This is a genomic window from Escherichia sp. HH091_1A, assembly GCF_030295175.1.
Taxonomy (GTDB): domain Bacteria; phylum Pseudomonadota; class Gammaproteobacteria; order Enterobacterales; family Enterobacteriaceae; genus Escherichia; species Escherichia coli_F.
Window position 1 is genome coordinate 3,280,076 of record NZ_AP025747.1, and the last position, 16,901, is coordinate 3,296,976.

Here is a 16,901-nt window from a genome sequence, read left to right on the forward strand (position 1 = left end):
GTAATCCGATGCTTTTGTCGGTCGCTGTTGTTTATTTTTTTGGTAAAGAAAATGTTATACATTTGTTGCACATCATTATGCAACCTTAACCATGAATTTAGTTAGCAGGAAAATGGTTATTAAGGAGCTTAAGGATAGATTTCTGGTAAGGAGGAAGTATTTAAGTGGGCAATTTGGGGAAGCCGTATTCGCTGTTGAATCTGGCTTATGTGGGAGCGTAGGACGGATAAGATGCAGCCAGCGTCGCATCCGGCATTTTTTCCGCACCAGCGCAAAAAGGCCATCCTGACGGATGGCCTTCTGCTTAATTTGATGCCTGGCAGTTCCCTACTCTCGCATGGGGAGACCCCACACTACCATCGGCGCTACGGCGTTTCACTTCTGAGTTCGGCATGGGGTCAGGTGGGACCACCGCGCTAAGGCCGCCAGGCAAATTCTGTTTCATCAGACCGCTTCTGCGTTCTGATTTAATCTGTATCAGGCTGAAAATCTTCTCTCAATCCGCCAAAACATCTTCGGCGTTGTAAGGTTAAGCCTCACGGTTCATTAGTACCGGTTAGCTCAACGCATCGCTGCGCTTACACACCCGGCCTATCAACGTCGTCGTCTTCAACGTTCCTTCAGGACCCTTAAAGGGTCAGGGAGAACTCATCTCGGGGCAAGTTTCGTGCTTAGATGCTTTCAGCACTTATCTCTTCCGCATTTAGCTACCGGGCAGTGCCATTGGCATGACAACCCGAACACCAGTGATGCGTCCACTCCGGTCCTCTCGTACTAGGAGCAGCCCCCCTCAGTTCTCCAGCGCCCACGGCAGATAGGGACCGAACTGTCTCACGACGTTCTAAACCCAGCTCGCGTACCACTTTAAATGGCGAACAGCCATACCCTTGGGACCTACTTCAGCCCCAGGATGTGATGAGCCGACATCGAGGTGCCAAACACCGCCGTCGATATGAACTCTTGGGCGGTATCAGCCTGTTATCCCCGGAGTACCTTTTATCCGTTGAGCGATGGCCCTTCCATTCAGAACCACCGGATCACTATGACCTGCTTTCGCACCTGCTCGCGCCGTCACGCTCGCAGTCAAGCTGGCTTATGCCATTGCACTAACCTCCTGATGTCCGACCAGGATTAGCCAACCTTCGTGCTCCTCCGTTACTCTTTAGGAGGAGACCGCCCCAGTCAAACTACCCACCAGACACTGTCCGCAACCCGGATTACGGGCCAACGTTAGAACATCAAACATTAAAGGGTGGTATTTCAAGGTCGGCTCCATGCAGACTGGCGTCCACACTTCAAAGCCTCCCACCTATCCTACACATCAAGGCTCAATGTTCAGTGTCAAGCTATAGTAAAGGTTCACGGGGTCTTTCCGTCTTGCCGCGGGTACACTGCATCTTCACAGCGAGTTCAATTTCACTGAGTCTCGGGTGGAGACAGCCTGGCCATCATTACGCCATTCGTGCAGGTCGGAACTTACCCGACAAGGAATTTCGCTACCTTAGGACCGTTATAGTTACGGCCGCCGTTTACCGGGGCTTCGATCAAGAGCTTCGCGTTACCGCTAACCCCATCAATTAACCTTCCGGCACCGGGCAGGCGTCACACCGTATACGTCCACTTTCGTGTTTGCACAGTGCTGTGTTTTTAATAAACAGTTGCAGCCAGCTGGTATCTTCGACTGATTTCAGCTCCACGAGCAAGTCGCTTCACCTACATATCAGCGTGCCTTCTCCCGAAGTTACGGCACCATTTTGCCTAGTTCCTTCACCCGAGTTCTCTCAAGCGCCTTGGTATTCTCTACCTGACCACCTGTGTCGGTTTGGGGTACGATTCGATGTTACCTGATGCTTAGAGGCTTTTCCTGGAAGCAGGGCATTTGTTGCTTCAGCACCGTAGTGCCTCGTCATCACGCCTCAGCCTTGATTTTCCGGATTTGCCTGGAAAACCAGCCTACACGCTTAAACCGGGACAACCGTCGCCCGGCCAACATAGCCTTCTCCGTCCCCCCTTCGCAGTAACACCAAGTACAGGAATATTAACCTGTTTCCCATCGACTACGCCTTTCGGCCTCGCCTTAGGGGTCGACTCACCCTGCCCCGATTAACGTTGGACAGGAACCCTTGGTCTTCCGGCGAGCGGGCTTTTCACCCGCTTTATCGTTACTTATGTCAGCATTCGCACTTCTGATACCTCCAGCATACCTCACAGTACACCTTCGCAGGCTTACAGAACGCTCCCCTACCCAACAACGCATAAGCGTCGCTGCCGCAGCTTCGGTGCATGGTTTAGCCCCGTTACATCTTCCGCGCAGGCCGACTCGACCAGTGAGCTATTACGCTTTCTTTAAATGATGGCTGCTTCTAAGCCAACATCCTGGCTGTCTGGGCCTTCCCACATCGTTTCCCACTTAACCATGACTTTGGGACCTTAGCTGGCGGTCTGGGTTGTTTCCCTCTTCACGACGGACGTTAGCACCCGCCGTGTGTCTCCCGTGATAACATTCTCCGGTATTCGCAGTTTGCATCGGGTTGGTAAGTCGGGATGACCCCCTTGCCGAAACAGTGCTCTACCCCCGGAGATGAATTCACGAGGCGCTACCTAAATAGCTTTCGGGGAGAACCAGCTATCTCCCGGTTTGATTGGCCTTTCACCCCCAGCCACAAGTCATCCGCTAATTTTTCAACATTAGTCGGTTCGGTCCTCCAGTTAGTGTTACCCAACCTTCAACCTGCCCATGGCTAGATCACCGGGTTTCGGGTCTATACCCTGCAACTTAACGCCCAGTTAAGACTCGGTTTCCCTTCGGCTCCCCTATTCGGTTAACCTTGCTACAGAATATAAGTCGCTGACCCATTATACAAAAGGTACGCAGTCACCCCATAAAGAGGCTCCCACTGCTTGTACGTACACGGTTTCAGGTTCTTTTTCACTCCCCTCGCCGGGGTTCTTTTCGCCTTTCCCTCACGGTACTGGTTCACTATCGGTCAGTCAGGAGTATTTAGCCTTGGAGGATGGTCCCCCCATATTCAGACAGGATACCACGTGTCCCGCCCTACTCATCGAGCTCACAATATGTGCATTTTTGTGTACGGGGCTGTCACCCTGTATCGCGCGCCTTTCCAGACGCTTCCACTAACACACACACTGATTCAGGCTCTGGGCTCCTCCCCGTTCGCTCGCCGCTACTGGGGGAATCTCGGTTGATTTCTTTTCCTCGGGGTACTTAGATGTTTCAGTTCCCCCGGTTCGCCTCATTAACCTATGGATTCAGTTAATGATAGTGTGACGAATCACACTGGGTTTCCCCATTCGGAAATCGCCGGTTATAACGGTTCATATCACCTTACCGACGCTTATCGCAGATTAGCACGTCCTTCATCGCCTCTGACTGCCAGGGCATCCACCGTGTACGCTTAGTCGCTTAACCTCACAACCCGAAAATGTTTCTTTCGATTCATCATCGTGTTGCGAAAATTTGAGAGACTCACGAACAACTCTCGTTGTTCAGTGTTTCAATTTTCAGCTTGATCCAGATTTTTAAAGAGCAAATATCTTAAACATGACTCGTAAGTCATCTTTAACGATATTAAGGTCGGCGACTTTCACTCACAAACCAGCAAGTGGCGTCCCCTAGGGGATTCGAACCCCTGTTACCGCCGTGAAAGGGCGGTGTCCTGGGCCTCTAGACGAAGGGGACACGAAAATTGCTTATCACGCGCTGCGTGATATTTTCGTGTAGGGTGAGCTTTCATTAATAGAAAGCGAACGGCCTTATTCTCTTCAGCCTCACTCCCAACGCGTAAACGCCTTGCTATTCACTTTTCATCAGACAATCTGTGTGAGCACTGCAAAGTACAGTTCTTTAAGGTAAGGAGGTGATCCAACCGCAGGTTCCCCTACGGTTACCTTGTTACGACTTCACCCCAGTCATGAATCACAAAGTGGTAAGCGCCCTCCCGAAGGTTAAGCTACCTACTTCTTTTGCAACCCACTCCCATGGTGTGACGGGCGGTGTGTACAAGGCCCGGGAACGTATTCACCGTGGCATTCTGATCCACGATTACTAGCGATTCCGACTTCATGGAGTCGAGTTGCAGACTCCAATCCGGACTACGACGCACTTTATGAGGTCCGCTTGCTCTCGCGAGGTCGCTTCTCTTTGTATGCGCCATTGTAGCACGTGTGTAGCCCTGGTCGTAAGGGCCATGATGACTTGACGTCATCCCCACCTTCCTCCAGTTTATCACTGGCAGTCTCCTTTGAGTTCCCGGCCGGACCGCTGGCAACAAAGGATAAGGGTTGCGCTCGTTGCGGGACTTAACCCAACATTTCACAACACGAGCTGACGACAGCCATGCAGCACCTGTCTCACGGTTCCCGAAGGCACATTCTCATCTCTGAAAACTTCCGTGGATGTCAAGACCAGGTAAGGTTCTTCGCGTTGCATCGAATTAAACCACATGCTCCACCGCTTGTGCGGGCCCCCGTCAATTCATTTGAGTTTTAACCTTGCGGCCGTACTCCCCAGGCGGTCGACTTAACGCGTTAGCTCCGGAAGCCACGCCTCAAGGGCACAACCTCCAAGTCGACATCGTTTACGGCGTGGACTACCAGGGTATCTAATCCTGTTTGCTCCCCACGCTTTCGCACCTGAGCGTCAGTCTTCGTCCAGGGGGCCGCCTTCGCCACCGGTATTCCTCCAGATCTCTACGCATTTCACCGCTACACCTGGAATTCTACCCCCCTCTACGAGACTCAAGCTTGCCAGTATCAGATGCAGTTCCCAGGTTGAGCCCGGGGATTTCACATCTGACTTAACAAACCGCCTGCGTGCGCTTTACGCCCAGTAATTCCGATTAACGCTTGCACCCTCCGTATTACCGCGGCTGCTGGCACGGAGTTAGCCGGTGCTTCTTCTGCGGGTAACGTCAATGAGCAAAGGTATTAACTTTACTCCCTTCCTCCCCGCTGAAAGTACTTTACAACCCGAAGGCCTTCTTCATACACGCGGCATGGCTGCATCAGGCTTGCGCCCATTGTGCAATATTCCCCACTGCTGCCTCCCGTAGGAGTCTGGACCGTGTCTCAGTTCCAGTGTGGCTGGTCATCCTCTCAGACCAGCTAGGGATCGTCGCCTAGGTGAGCCGTTACCCCACCTACTAGCTAATCCCATCTGGGCACATCCGATGGCAAGAGGCCCGAAGGTCCCCCTCTTTGGTCTTGCGACGTTATGCGGTATTAGCTACCGTTTCCAGTAGTTATCCCCCTCCATCAGGCAGTTTCCCAGACATTACTCACCCGTCCGCCACTCGTCAGCAAATCAGCAAGCTGATTCCTGTTACCGTTCGACTTGCATGTGTTAGGCCTGCCGCCAGCGTTCAATCTGAGCCATGATCAAACTCTTCAATTTAAAAGTTTGATGCTCAAAGAATTAAACTTCGTAATGAATTACGTGTTCACTCTTGAGACTTGGTATTCATTTTTCGTCTTGCGACGTTAAGAATCCGTATCTTCGAGTGCCCACACAGATTGTCTGATAAATTGTTAAAGAGCAGTGCCGCTTCGCTTTTTCTCAGCGGCGCGGGGTGTGCATAATACGCTTTCCCGCTACAGAGTCAAGCATTTTTTTGCTTTTCTCTGTCGAGATTCTCAGGAGAACCTCGCTGACCCGGCGGCGTGTTTGCCGTTGTTCCGTGTCAGTGATGGCGCATTATAGGGAGTTATTCCGGCCTGACAAGCGAAAAATATAAAAACTTTATCGTTCGCTCATTTTTCAGGCAAAACATCTTGAATATAGTCTTTTCCGTCTAATTTATAGACAAAAACGAGCCCCGAAGGACTCGTTTTATCATTACTGGACGGCGACAATCCTGTCTTCATTAACTTCCAGGCGAATAACTTTACCCGGAACCAATTCACCAGACAGTATTTGCTGTGCCAGCGGGTTTTCGATCTGCTGCTGGATAGCACGTTTCAGAGGACGTGCACCATAGACCGGATCGTAACCGTTCTCGCTCAGCAGTTTCAGCGCCTCGTCAGAAATGTGGGTTTCATAACCACGTTCTTCCAGACGTTTGTACAGACGTTTCAACTGAATCTGCGCAATCGACGCAATGTGCTGTTCACCCAGCGGATGGAAGACCACCACTTCATCGATACGGTTAATAAATTCCGGACGGAAGTTATGGCTTACCACACCGAGTACCAGCTCTTTCATGTGCGCATAATCCAGTTCACCGAAGCGTTCCTGAATCAAATCGGAACCGAGGTTAGAGGTCATAATGACCACCGTATTACGGAAGTCGACCGTTCTCCCCTGCCCGTCAGTCAGACGCCCATCATCCAGTACCTGCAACAGAATGTTGAAGACATCCGGATGCGCTTTTTCCACTTCATCCAGCAGGATGACGGAATACGGACGACGACGCACCGCTTCGGTCAGGTAGCCACCTTCTTCATAACCGACATATCCCGGAGGCGCACCAACCAGACGAGACACCGAGTGTTTCTCCATAAACTCGGACATATCGATACGGACCATCGCCTCGTCGCTATCAAACATAAAGTTCGCCAGCGCCTTACAAAGCTCAGTTTTCCCCACACCCGTTGGGCCGAGGAAGAGGAATGAACCAATCGGGCGATTCGGGTCAGCAAGCCCCGCACGGCTACGACGAATAGCGTTAGATACCGCATCAACCGCTTCGTTCTGACCAATAACGCGATGGTGCAGCTCTTGCTCCATACGCAGCAGTTTTTCGCGCTCGCTTTCCATCATGCGAGAAACCGGAATCCCCGTCCAACGCGCCAGCACTTCAGCAATTTCGGCGTCGGTCACTTTATTACGCAAGAGACGCATAGTTTTGCCTTCGAGCTGCGTTGCGGCTTCCAGTTGCTTTTCCAGTTCTGGAATTTTGCCGTATTGCAGTTCAGACATCCGCGCCAGATCACCCACACGGCGAGCCTGTTCAATGGCGATTTTCGCCTGTTCCAGTTCCGCTTTAATGGTCTGCGTACCAGAAAGCGACGCTTTCTCAGCTTTCCACTCTTCTTCTAACTCGGAATACTGACGTTCTTTGTCGCTCAGTTCTTCGTTGAGCATATCCAGGCGTTTTTTACTGGCTTCATCAGACTCTTTCATTAACGCCTGTTGTTCCAGTTTGAGCTGGATGATACGACGATCGAGTCGGTCGAGTTCTTCTGGTTTTGAGTCAATCTGCATACGAATGCTGGATGCTGCTTCATCGATCAGGTCGATGGCTTTATCCGGCAGCTGACGGTCCGCAATGTAGCGATGAGACAACGTCGCCGCTGCAACAATTGCCGGGTCAGTAATTTGCACATGGTGGTGCAGTTCGTAACGTTCTTTCAGGCCACGCAGAATAGCAATGGTGTCTTCAACAGAAGGCTCGGCAACAAACACTTTCTGGAAACGACGTTCCAGCGCAGCATCTTTTTCGATGTACTGGCGATATTCGTCAAGCGTCGTGGCACCTACGCAGTGCAATTCACCACGCGCCAGCGCCGGTTTCAGCATGTTTCCGGCGTCCATTGCGCCATCGGCTTTACCCGCGCCGACCATGGTATGTAATTCGTCGATAAACAGGATGACGTTCCCTTCCTGTTTAGCAAGATCGTTAAGTACGCCTTTTAAACGTTCTTCAAACTCACCGCGATATTTCGCCCCAGCCACCAGCGCGCCCATATCCAGCGCCAGTACGCGGCGGCCTTTCAACCCTTCCGGCACTTCGCCATTGATAATACGCTGCGCCAGACCTTCAACGATGGCAGTTTTACCGACGCCTGGTTCGCCAATCAGTACCGGGTTATTTTTAGTACGACGTTGCAGTACCTGAATGGTACGGCGAATTTCTTCATCACGGCCAATCACCGGATCGAGTTTGCCTTGTTCAGCTCGTTCGGTGAGGTCGATAGTGTATTTTTTCAAAGCCTGACGTTGGTCTTCAGCTCCTTGATCGTTCACGCTTTCACCTCCACGCATTTGTTCAATCGCTTGAGTAATGTTGGCGGTGGTCGCCCCTGCTGCTTTCAGGATGTCGGCCAGCGTGCCGCGAGACTCAAGTGCCGCCAGAACGAACAGTTCTGACGAGATAAAGTTATCACCACGTTTTTGCGCCAGCTTGTCGCAAAGATTAAGAACGCGCACCAGATCCTGTGAGGGCTGGACATCGCCGCCAGTGCCTTCAACCTGCGGTAAACGATTTAATGCCTGATTGATATCTGTGCGCAACTGACCAGCATTGATGCCGGCGGATGTTAATAAAGGACTAACCGAACCCCCTTCCTGATTCAGCAGGGCGCTCATTAAATGAAGTGGTTCGATGAATTGGTTGTCGTGCCCGAGTGCAAGTGATTGGGCATCGGCAAGAGCAAGCTGGAATTTATTAGTAAGACGATCCAGACGCATAACTCCTCCCATAACGGATCAAAGTTGCTACTGGAGATTAAATGAGGTCATCCCTCAATTATTCAAGGTTATTGACCAGATTAATGTGAAAAGAAAATCACGCGTACCGGATCGTCTTGATTCTTTAGGTTATATCAGCCAAATGAAACTTGCCATACGACCGGTGGTCTTGTCGCGACGATAAGAGAAGAATGTCTCATTTTCCGTATATGTACAACGGTCGCCGCCGAAAATTTGCTCAACACCAACGTTCGCCAGACGCTGCCGGGCAAGCTGATAAATATCCGCCAGATATTTATCTCCATGCTTAATGAAAGCTGCACTCGCTTTGGCGTCTACTGCCATAAACGCCTCGCGAACCTCCGCTCCCACTTCAAACGCGCGTGGACCAATTGCCGGCCCTAACCAGGCGAGAATGTTTTCGGGATTATCAGCAAAACAGGAAACCGTCTCTTCCAGCACGCCTGCGCACAGTCCACGCCAGCCAGCATGAGCGGCGGCGACTTCCGTTCCCGCTCGATTGCAAAACAGCACAGGGAGGCAGTCAGCCGTCATCACGGCGCAAACCGTGCCGGGCGTGTTGCTATAAGAGGCATCTGCTCGTTTTGAGGCATAAGGTTCGCCAGTAAGCTTAAGCACATCTTTGCCGTGTACCTGCTCAAGCCAGACCGGTTTTGAAGGCAAATTGCCCGCAGCAAAAAGTCGCTTACGATTTTCCTCGACGTGATCCGGGTTATCGCCACAATGGGCACCGAGGTTGAGCGAGTCATACGGCGGCAAGCTCACGCCGCCGATACGGGTAGAGCTACAGGCCGCAACACCTTTTGGCAGCGGCCACTGCGGGACAATCAGCTTACTCATAACCAGTCCACTTCATCCTTATGCTCTTCGAAATCGGCGCGCATCACCTCAATCAGCTCCACCATATCTTGTGGAATAGGCGCATGCCATTCCATTTCGATGCCGGAGATCGGGTGATAAAGACGCAGCATGGTTGCATGAAGCGCCTGGCGGTCAAACTTACGCAGCGTGGAGATAAACGCTTCCGAAGCACCTTTTGGCGGACGCGGACGGCCGCCATAAACCGGATCGCCCACCAGCGGATGAGTGATATGGGCCATATGCACGCGGATCTGGTGCGTACGTCCGGTTTCCAGACGCAACCGCAGACGCGTGTGCACACGGAAGTGTTCCATGATGCGATAGTGAGTGACCGCCGGTTTACCCATCGGATGCACCGCCATGTGAGTACGTTTGGTCGGGTGGCGGCTGATTGGTTCATCTACTGTACCGCCAGCGGTCATATGACCAATTGCCACCGCTTCATACTCACGAGTAATTTCACGCCGTTGCAAAGATTCGACTAAACGCGTCTGAGCCGGAACGGTTTTTGCCACAACCATCAGGCCGGTGGTGTCTTTATCCAGACGATGGACGATGCCCGCACGCGGTACATCGGCAATGGGCGGATAATAATGAAGCAACGCATTCAGTACCGTGCCATCCGGGTTACCCGCGCCAGGATGTACCACCAGGTCGCGCGGTTTATTAATGACGATGATATCTTCATCTTCATAGACGATATCCAGCGGGATATCCTGCGGTTCAAAACGCGCTTCTTCTTCAATCTCAGCGTTGATGGCCACCTGCTCGCCACCCAATACTTTTTCTTTCGGCTTATCACAAACTTTGCCGTTAACCAGCACGCGCTGGTCGAGGATCCATTCTTTTATTCGCGAACGTGAATAATCCGGGAACATTTCGGCCAAAGCCTGATCTAAGCGTTGACCGAGTTGGTTTTCGGACACCGTTGCAGTGAGCTGTACTCGTTGTGCCATATATACTGCTTCTTCGTTTATCGTTGGGGTTTTACGGCTTTGCCGTTTAATATAGTGTGCTATTGTAGCTGGTCTTAACCGGGAGCAGGAACAGAGAATCTCCCGTATTACATTTTGAGGAAAGTCAAAACGTCATGACGCGCATGAAATATCTGGTGGCAGCCGCCACACTAAGCCTGTTTTTGGCGGGTTGCTCGGGGTCAAAGGAAGAAGTACCTGATAATCCGCCAAATGAAATTTACGCGACTGCACAACAAAAGCTGCAGGACGGTAACTGGAGACAGGCAATAACGCAACTGGAAGCGTTAGATAATCGCTATCCGTTTGGTCCGTATTCGCAGCAGGTGCAGCTGGATCTCATCTACGCCTACTATAAAAACGCCGATTTGCCGTTAGCACAGGCTGCCATCGATCGTTTTATTCGCCTTAACCCGACCCATCCGAATATCGATTATGTCATGTACATGCGTGGCCTGACCAATATGGCGCTCGATGACAGTGCACTGCAAGGGTTCTTTGGCGTCGATCGTAGCGATCGCGATCCTCAACATGCACGAGCTGCGTTTAGTGACTTTTCCAAACTGGTGCGCGGCTATCCGAACAGTCAGTACACCACCGATGCCACCAAACGTCTGGTATTCCTGAAAGATCGTCTGGCGAAATATGAATACTCCGTTGCCGAGTATTATACAGAACGTGGTGCATGGGTTGCTGTCGTTAACCGCGTAGAAGGCATGTTGCGCGACTATCCGGATACCCAGGCTACGCGTGATGCGCTGCCGCTGATGGAAAATGCATACCGTCAGATGCAGATGAATGCGCAAGCTGAAAAAGTAGCGAAAATCATCGCCGCAAACAGCAGCAATACATAACAGAAACCTGAAACACAAAACGGCAGCCTTGAGCTGTAATGCCGATCAGTTAAGGATCAGTTGACCGATCCAGTGCCTGTGTAAGAATCCGGAAACGCTCACTCGTTTCCGGATTTTTTTTATGCTCATTGGACAGGCCCTTGATTTGGTATCCCGTTACGATTCTCTGCGTAACCCACTGACTTCTCTGGGGGATTACCTCGACCCCGAACTCATCTCTCGTTGCCTTGCCGAATCAGGTACTGTAACGCTACGCAAGCGCCGTCTTCCCCTCGAAATGATGGTCTGGTGTATTGTTGGCATGGCGCTTGAGCGTAAAGAACCTCTTCACCAGATTGTGAATCGCCTGGACATCATGCTGCCGGGCAATCGCCCCTTCGTTGCCCCCAGTGCCGTTATTCAGGCCCGCCAGCGCCTGGGAAGTGAGGCTGTCCGCCGCGTGTTCACGAAAACAGCGCAGCTCTGGCATAACGCCACGCCGCATCCGCACTGGTGCGGCCTGACCCTGCTGGCCATCGATGGTGTGTTCTGGCGCACACCGGATACACCAGAGAACGATGCAGCCTTCCCTCGCCAGACACATACCGGGACCCCGGCGCTCTACCCGCAGGTCAAAATGGTCTGCCAGATGGAACTGACCAGCCATCTGCTGACGTCGATGACGGACGCCATGCGCTTCACCGGGACGTATACCGGAGCTGATGCGCGATCTTGCAAGTATGGGACAACTTGTGAAATTACCGACAAGAAGGGAAAGGGCCTTCCCGAGAGTGGTAAAGGAGAGGCCCTGGAAATACCCCACAGCCCCAAAAAAGAGCCAGTCAGTTGCTTAACTGACTGGCATTACAGCCTTGAGCTGCCGTTTTTTTATTCTGTTAGTTGTGAAACTGAAGCGATTTAGTCACTATCGATCTCATCGAATATGGCTCGCTTTGAGATATTCCTCAAGTAAAAAAACACCTCTTCCTGCGATTTCTCACAAAAAAGATTCGTTGACAAAAAGTGACAAAATTATGAGATTTCCATCACACATTTTGACATCAGGAACGGTATGCTGAATTCACCAAGACGGGAAGACAAGAGGTAAAATTTATGACAATGAACATTACCAGCAAACAAATGGAAATTACTCCGGCCATCCGCCAACATGTCGCAGACCGTCTCGCCAAACTGGAAAAATGGCAAACACATCTGATTAATCCACATATCATTCTGTCCAAAGAGCCACAAGGTTTTGTTGCTGACGCCACAATCAATACTCCTAACGGCGTTCTGGTTGCCAGTGGTAAACATGAAGATATGTACACCGCAATTAACGAATTGATCAACAAGCTGGAACGGCAGCTCAATAAACTGCAGCACAAAGGCGAAGCACGTCGTGCCGCAACATCGGTGAAAGACGCCAACTTCGTCGAAGAAGTTGAAGAAGAGTAGTCCTTTATATTGAGTGTATCGCCAACGCGCCTTCGGGCGCGTTTTTTGTTGACAGCGAGAAAACAGTACGGGTACTGTACTGAAGTCACCTAAGGAAACAAACATGAAACACACGCCGTTTTTCTTCGCATTCTTTTTTACCTTCCCCTGAATGGGAGGCGTTTCGTCGTGTGAAACAGAATGCGAAGACGAACAATAAGGCCTCCCAAACCGGGGGGCCTTTTTTATTGATAACAAAAAGGCAACACTATGACATCGGAAAACCCGTTACTGGCGCTGCGAGAGAAAATCAGCGCGCTGGATGAAAAATTATTAGCATTACTGGCAGAGCGGCGCGAACTGGCCGTCGAGGTGGGAAAAGCCAAACTGCTCTCGCATCGCCCGGTACGTGATATTGATCGCGAACGCGATTTGCTGGAAAGATTAATTACGCTCGGTAAAGCGCACCATCTGGACGCCCATTACATTACTCGCCTGTTCCAGCTCATCATTGAAGATTCCGTATTAACTCAGCAGGCACTGCTCCAGCAACATCTCAATAAAATTAATCCGCACTCAGCACGCATCGCTTTTCTCGGCCCCAAAGGCTCCTATTCACATCTTGCCGCTCGTCAGTACGCTGCGCGTCACTTTGAGCAATTCATTGAAAGTGGCTGCGCCAAATTTGCCGATATTTTTAATCAGGTGGAAACCGGCCAGGCCGACTATGCCGTCGTACCGATTGAAAATACCAGCTCCGGTGCCATAAACGACGTTTACGATCTGCTGCAACATACCAGTTTGTCGATTGTTGGCGAGATGACGTTAACTATCGATCATTGTTTGTTGGTCTCCGGCACTACTGATTTATCCACCATTAATACGGTCTACAGCCATCCGCAGCCATTCCAGCAATGCAGCAAATTCCTTAATCGTTATCCGCACTGGAAGATTGAATATACCGAAAGTACGTCTGCGGCAATGGAAAAGGTTGCACAGGCAAAATCACCGCATGTTGCTGCGTTGGGAAGCGAAGCTGGCGGCACTTTGTACGGTTTGCAGGTACTGGAGCATATTGAAGCGAATCAGCGACAAAACTTCACCCGATTTGTGGTGTTGGCACGTAAAGCCATTAACGTTTCTGACCAGGTTCCGGCGAAAACGACGTTGTTAATGGCGACCGGACAACAAGCTGGTGCGCTGGTTGAAGCGTTGCTGGTACTGCGCAACCACAATCTGATTATGACCCGTCTGGAATCACGCCCGATTCACGGAAACCCGTGGGAAGAGATGTTTTATCTGGATATTCAGGCCAATCTGGAATCAGCGGAAATGCAACAGGCGTTGAAAGAGCTAGGTGAAATCACTCGCTCGATGAAAGTCCTGGGCTGTTACCCAAGCGAGAATGTGGTACCAGTCGATCCGGCATAATGAAATCGTGCCGGGTGAAACACGCCACCCGGCACTGGATTATTACTGGCGACTGTCATTCGCCTGACGCAATAACACGCGGCTTTCACTCTGAAAACGCTGTGCGTAATCGCCGAACCAGTGCTCCACCTTGCGGAAACTGTCAATAAACGCCTGCTTATCGCCCTGCTCCAGCAACTCAATCGCCTCGCCGAAACGCTTATAGTAACGTTTGATTAACGCCAGATTACGCTCTGACGACATAATAATGTCGGCATACAGTTGCGGATCCTGAGCAAACAGTCGCCCAACCATCGCCAGCTCAAGGCGGTAAATCGGCGAAGAAAGCGCCAGAAGTTGCTCAAGCTGAACATTTTCTTCTGCCAGGTGCAGCCCATAAGCAAAAGTAGCAAAGTGGCGCAGTGCCTGAATAAACGCCATATTCTGATCGTGCTCGACAGCGCTAATACGATGCAGCCGAGCGCCCCAGACCTGAATTTGCTCCAGAAACCATTGGTATGCTTCCGGCTTACGTCCATCACACCAGACCACAACTTGCTTTGCCAGGCTACCGCTGTCCGGGCCGAACATCGGGTGTAACCCCAGCACCGGACCATCATGCGCCGCCAGCATGGCCTGTAATGGTCCATTTTTCACCGATGCCAGATCGACCAGAATACAATCTTTCGGTAAAGGCGGTAATTTGCCAATAACTTGTTCAGTAACGTGGATGGGCACACTAACAATCACCATTCCGGCATCGGCAACAATATCAGCCGCTCGATCCCAGTCATGTTGCTCCAGAATCCGCACCTGATAACCCGAGAGTGCCAGCATCTTCTCGAACAGACGTCCCATCTGACCGCCACCACCGACGATAACCACCGGACGCAGAGACGGACAAAGCGTTTTAAATCCTTTGTCGTTTTCACTGGAGTAAGATTCACGCATCACCCGACGCAAAACATCCTCAATCAGATCTGGCGGTACACCCAGAGCTTCCGCCTCTGCACGCCGCGAGGCCAGCATAGATGCCTCGCGCTCCGGAACATAAATAGGCAGTCCAAAGCGGCTTTTCACCTCGCCAACTTCAGCAACCAGTTCCAGACGCTTCGCTAATAAATTCAGCAGCGCTTTATCGACTTCATCAATTTGATCGCGTAATGCGGTCAATTCAGCAACCATAATAAACCTCTTAAGCCACGCGAGCCGTCAGCTGCCCGTTCAGATCCTGATGAATTTCACGCAGCAAGGCATCGGTCATTTCCCAACTAATGCAGGCATCGGTTACGGATACACCGTATTTCATTTCACTGCGCGGTTGCTCGGAAGACTGATTGCCCTCGTGGATATTACTTTCGATCATCAGACCAATAATTGAGCGATTGCCATCTTTGATTTGAGCAACCACGGATTCTGCCACCGCAGGCTGACGGCGATAATCTTTATTGGAATTACCGTGGCTGCAATCTACCATCAGAGACGGGCGCAGTCCCGCCTGTTCCATCTCTTTTTCACATTGCGCAACATCCGCAGGGCTATAGTTCGGCGCTTTACCACCGCGCAGGATCACATGCCCGTCCGGATTCCCCTGAGTTTGTAGCAACGCAACCTGCCCTGCCTGGTTAATGCCAACAAAACGGTGCGGCTGGGCGGCGGCACGCATAGCGTTAATAGCCGTTGCAAGGCTGCCGTCGGTGCCGTTTTTAAAACCAACCGGCATGGAAAGCCCGGAGGCCATTTCACGGTGTGTTTGCGATTCCGTTGTACGAGCACCAATTGCTGACCAGCTAAACAGATCGCCCAGGTATTGCGGGCTATTAGGATCTAACGCTTCCGTCGCCAGTGGCAGTCCCATATTCACCAGCTCAAGCAGCAATTTACGCGCGATCTGCAGCCCGGCTTCTACATCAAAAGAGCCATCCATATGGGGATCGTTAATCAACCCTTTCCAACCGACAGTGGTACGGGGTTTTTCAAAATAGACGCGCATTACCAGATAGAGGCTATCGCTGACCTCTGCGGCAAGGGCTTTAAATCGACGAGCATATTCCAGAGCAGTTTCCGGATCATGAATGGAACAAGGACCACATACTACCAACAAACGAGGATCGCGCCCGGCGATAATATCTGAAATGGTTTTACGCGAGTCAGCAATCTGGGCTTCCTGTTGCAGGCTTAATGGAAAAGCGGCCTTCAGTTGTTCCGGAGTCATTAAAACTTGTTCGTCGGTAATATGTACGTTATTCAGCGCGTCTTTTTGCATGATGGCGATCCTGTTTATGCTCGTTTGCGATAGTTGATCCTCAGCGAGGATGACGTAACGATAACACATAAAGTAAAGTTTTCAATCCATATTTCGTACATTTTTCTTTACACAAGCAATTTATTCGCGCTTTTAACCCTTGTTTATGTATAAATAAATTTACATCGCCTTTGAAAACAATCCGCTATGCTTTGAAAAAGGAGAAAGAAATGATGAAAAAGTTTATCGCCCCCTTGTTGGCTTTACTGGTTAGCGGATGTCAGATTGATCCTTATACTCACGCGCCAACCTTGACCAGCACCGACTGGTATGATGTTGGTATGGAAGATGCGATATCGGGCAACGCCATAAAAGAAGACGATGTATTTAGCGATTCACAGGCGGATCGCGGTCTATACCTTAAAGGATATGCCGAAGGACAAAAGAAAACTTGCCAGACCGATTTTACTTATGCCCGAGGACTTTCCGGTAAAAGCTTTCCTGCCAGCTGCAACAATGTTGAAAATGCCAGCCAACTGCATGAAGTATGGCAAAAAGGGGCTGATGAAAATGCCAGCACAATACGATTAAATTAATTAAACCCCCACAAATAAATTAAACATGAGATTCTACTCATTGTGTTTTATTTCTCACATTGATGACGAACGCATGAAAGAATGATATTTTAATGAGCA

The 16,901-nt window shown here is 50.8% G+C and carries 10 protein-coding genes, 1 tRNA gene, 3 rRNA genes, 1 pseudogene and 1 other annotated feature; of the genes and pseudogenes, 6 read left to right on the forward strand and 9 right to left on the reverse strand.

Annotation, left to right across the window (positions count from 1 at the left end; all coding sequences use genetic code 11):
- Nucleotides 1-314 precede the first annotated feature (314 nt).
- The 7 genes from rrf to rluD form a co-directional block, all read right to left on the reverse strand.
- Nucleotides 315-430 (reverse strand): 5S ribosomal RNA (gene rrf, locus QUF14_RS16475).
- Nucleotides 431-525: 95 nt separating this feature from the next.
- Nucleotides 526-3,430 (reverse strand): 23S ribosomal RNA (locus QUF14_RS16480).
- Nucleotides 3,431-3,624: 194 nt separating this feature from the next.
- Nucleotides 3,625-3,700: transfer RNA gene (locus QUF14_RS16485), tRNA-Glu, on the reverse strand.
- A gap of 171 nt (nt 3,701-3,871) precedes the next feature.
- Nucleotides 3,872-5,413, reverse strand: a 16S ribosomal RNA gene (locus QUF14_RS16490).
- The 16S, 23S and 5S rRNA genes sit together here with 1 tRNA gene alongside, the layout of an rRNA operon.
- A gap of 441 nt (nt 5,414-5,854) precedes the next feature.
- Nucleotides 5,855-8,428: an ATP-dependent chaperone ClpB gene (gene clpB, locus QUF14_RS16495; RefSeq protein WP_100733558.1), complete on the reverse strand. Its 2,574-nt coding sequence runs from the start codon at nt 8,426-8,428 to the stop codon at nt 5,855-5,857.
- Between the two features lie 129 nt (nt 8,429-8,557).
- On the reverse strand, nt 8,558-9,289 hold the full coding sequence (yfiH, locus tag QUF14_RS16500) for a purine nucleoside phosphorylase YfiH (protein ID WP_000040131.1): 732 nt from the start codon (nt 9,287-9,289) through the stop codon (nt 8,558-8,560).
- Entirely contained in the window at nt 9,286-10,266 is a 981-nt protein-coding gene (gene rluD / locus QUF14_RS16505) for a 23S rRNA pseudouridine(1911/1915/1917) synthase RluD (RefSeq protein WP_000079112.1), read from the reverse strand. Before rluD ends, yfiH begins: the two co-directional genes overlap by 4 nt.
- Nucleotides 10,267-10,400: 134 nt before the next feature.
- Between rluD and bamD the strand changes: the two genes are divergently transcribed.
- From bamD to pheA, 5 genes and pseudogenes are all read left to right on the forward strand, one after another.
- Nucleotides 10,401-11,138: an outer membrane protein assembly factor BamD gene (gene bamD / locus QUF14_RS16510; RefSeq protein ID WP_000197686.1), complete on the forward strand. Its 738-nt coding sequence runs from the start codon at nt 10,401-10,403 to the stop codon at nt 11,136-11,138.
- A 121-nt stretch (nt 11,139-11,259) separates the two neighbouring features.
- Nucleotides 11,260-11,971 (forward strand): annotated as a pseudogene (locus tag QUF14_RS16515) (IS4 family transposase).
- Between the two features lie 259 nt (nt 11,972-12,230).
- Nucleotides 12,231-12,572: a ribosome-associated translation inhibitor RaiA gene (gene raiA, locus QUF14_RS16520; RefSeq protein ID WP_000178456.1), complete on the forward strand. Its 342-nt coding sequence runs from the start codon at nt 12,231-12,233 to the stop codon at nt 12,570-12,572.
- 102 nt (nt 12,573-12,674) lie between these two features.
- Nucleotides 12,675-12,800, forward strand: a sequence feature (Phe leader region).
- Nucleotides 12,676-12,723, forward strand: coding sequence for a pheA operon leader peptide PheL (gene pheL, locus QUF14_RS16525; protein ID WP_001386991.1), 48 nt, complete (start codon nt 12,676-12,678; stop codon nt 12,721-12,723). (Overlaps the previous feature by 48 nt.)
- Before the next feature lie 21 nt (nt 12,801-12,821).
- A complete protein-coding gene (gene pheA / locus QUF14_RS16530; protein ID WP_000200113.1) occupies nt 12,822-13,982 on the forward strand; it encodes a bifunctional chorismate mutase/prephenate dehydratase in 1,161 nt (386 codons plus the stop codon).
- Nucleotides 13,983-14,024: 42 nt separating this feature from the next.
- On the opposite strand, the gene tyrA is transcribed toward pheA, so the two are convergent.
- Nucleotides 14,025-15,146 (reverse strand): bifunctional chorismate mutase/prephenate dehydrogenase, encoded by a 1,122-nt coding sequence (tyrA, locus tag QUF14_RS16535; RefSeq protein ID WP_000225210.1) that lies wholly within the window; start codon nt 15,144-15,146, stop codon nt 14,025-14,027.
- Between the two features lie 10 nt (nt 15,147-15,156).
- Nucleotides 15,157-16,227: a 3-deoxy-7-phosphoheptulonate synthase AroF gene (gene aroF, locus QUF14_RS16540; RefSeq protein ID WP_001168045.1), complete on the reverse strand. Its 1,071-nt coding sequence runs from the start codon at nt 16,225-16,227 to the stop codon at nt 15,157-15,159.
- 209 nt (nt 16,228-16,436) lie between these two features.
- Between aroF and QUF14_RS16545 the strand changes: the two genes are divergently transcribed.
- Complete coding sequence (locus tag QUF14_RS16545) at nt 16,437-16,802, forward strand: DUF2799 domain-containing protein (RefSeq protein ID WP_024212107.1); 366 nt, start codon at nt 16,437-16,439, stop codon at nt 16,800-16,802.
- Nucleotides 16,803-16,901 lie beyond the last annotated feature (99 nt).

Coding starts and splice junctions, on each gene's coding strand:
- clpB (WP_100733558.1), bottom strand. CDS start 8,428: ATGCGTCTGGATCGTCTTACTAATAAATTCCAGCTTGCTCTTGCCGAT.
- yfiH (WP_000040131.1), bottom strand. CDS start 9,289: ATGAGTAAGCTGATTGTCCCGCAGTGGCCGCTGCCAAAAGGTGTTGCG.
- rluD (WP_000079112.1), bottom strand. CDS start 10,266: ATGGCACAACGAGTACAGCTCACTGCAACGGTGTCCGAAAACCAACTC.
- bamD (WP_000197686.1), top strand. CDS start 10,401: ATGACGCGCATGAAATATCTGGTGGCAGCCGCCACACTAAGCCTGTTT.
- raiA (WP_000178456.1), top strand. CDS start 12,231: ATGACAATGAACATTACCAGCAAACAAATGGAAATTACTCCGGCCATC.
- pheA (WP_000200113.1), top strand. CDS start 12,822: ATGACATCGGAAAACCCGTTACTGGCGCTGCGAGAGAAAATCAGCGCG.
- tyrA (WP_000225210.1), bottom strand. CDS start 15,146: ATGGTTGCTGAATTGACCGCATTACGCGATCAAATTGATGAAGTCGAT.
- aroF (WP_001168045.1), bottom strand. CDS start 16,227: ATGCAAAAAGACGCGCTGAATAACGTACATATTACCGACGAACAAGTT.
- QUF14_RS16545 (WP_024212107.1), top strand. CDS start 16,437: ATGATGAAAAAGTTTATCGCCCCCTTGTTGGCTTTACTGGTTAGCGGA.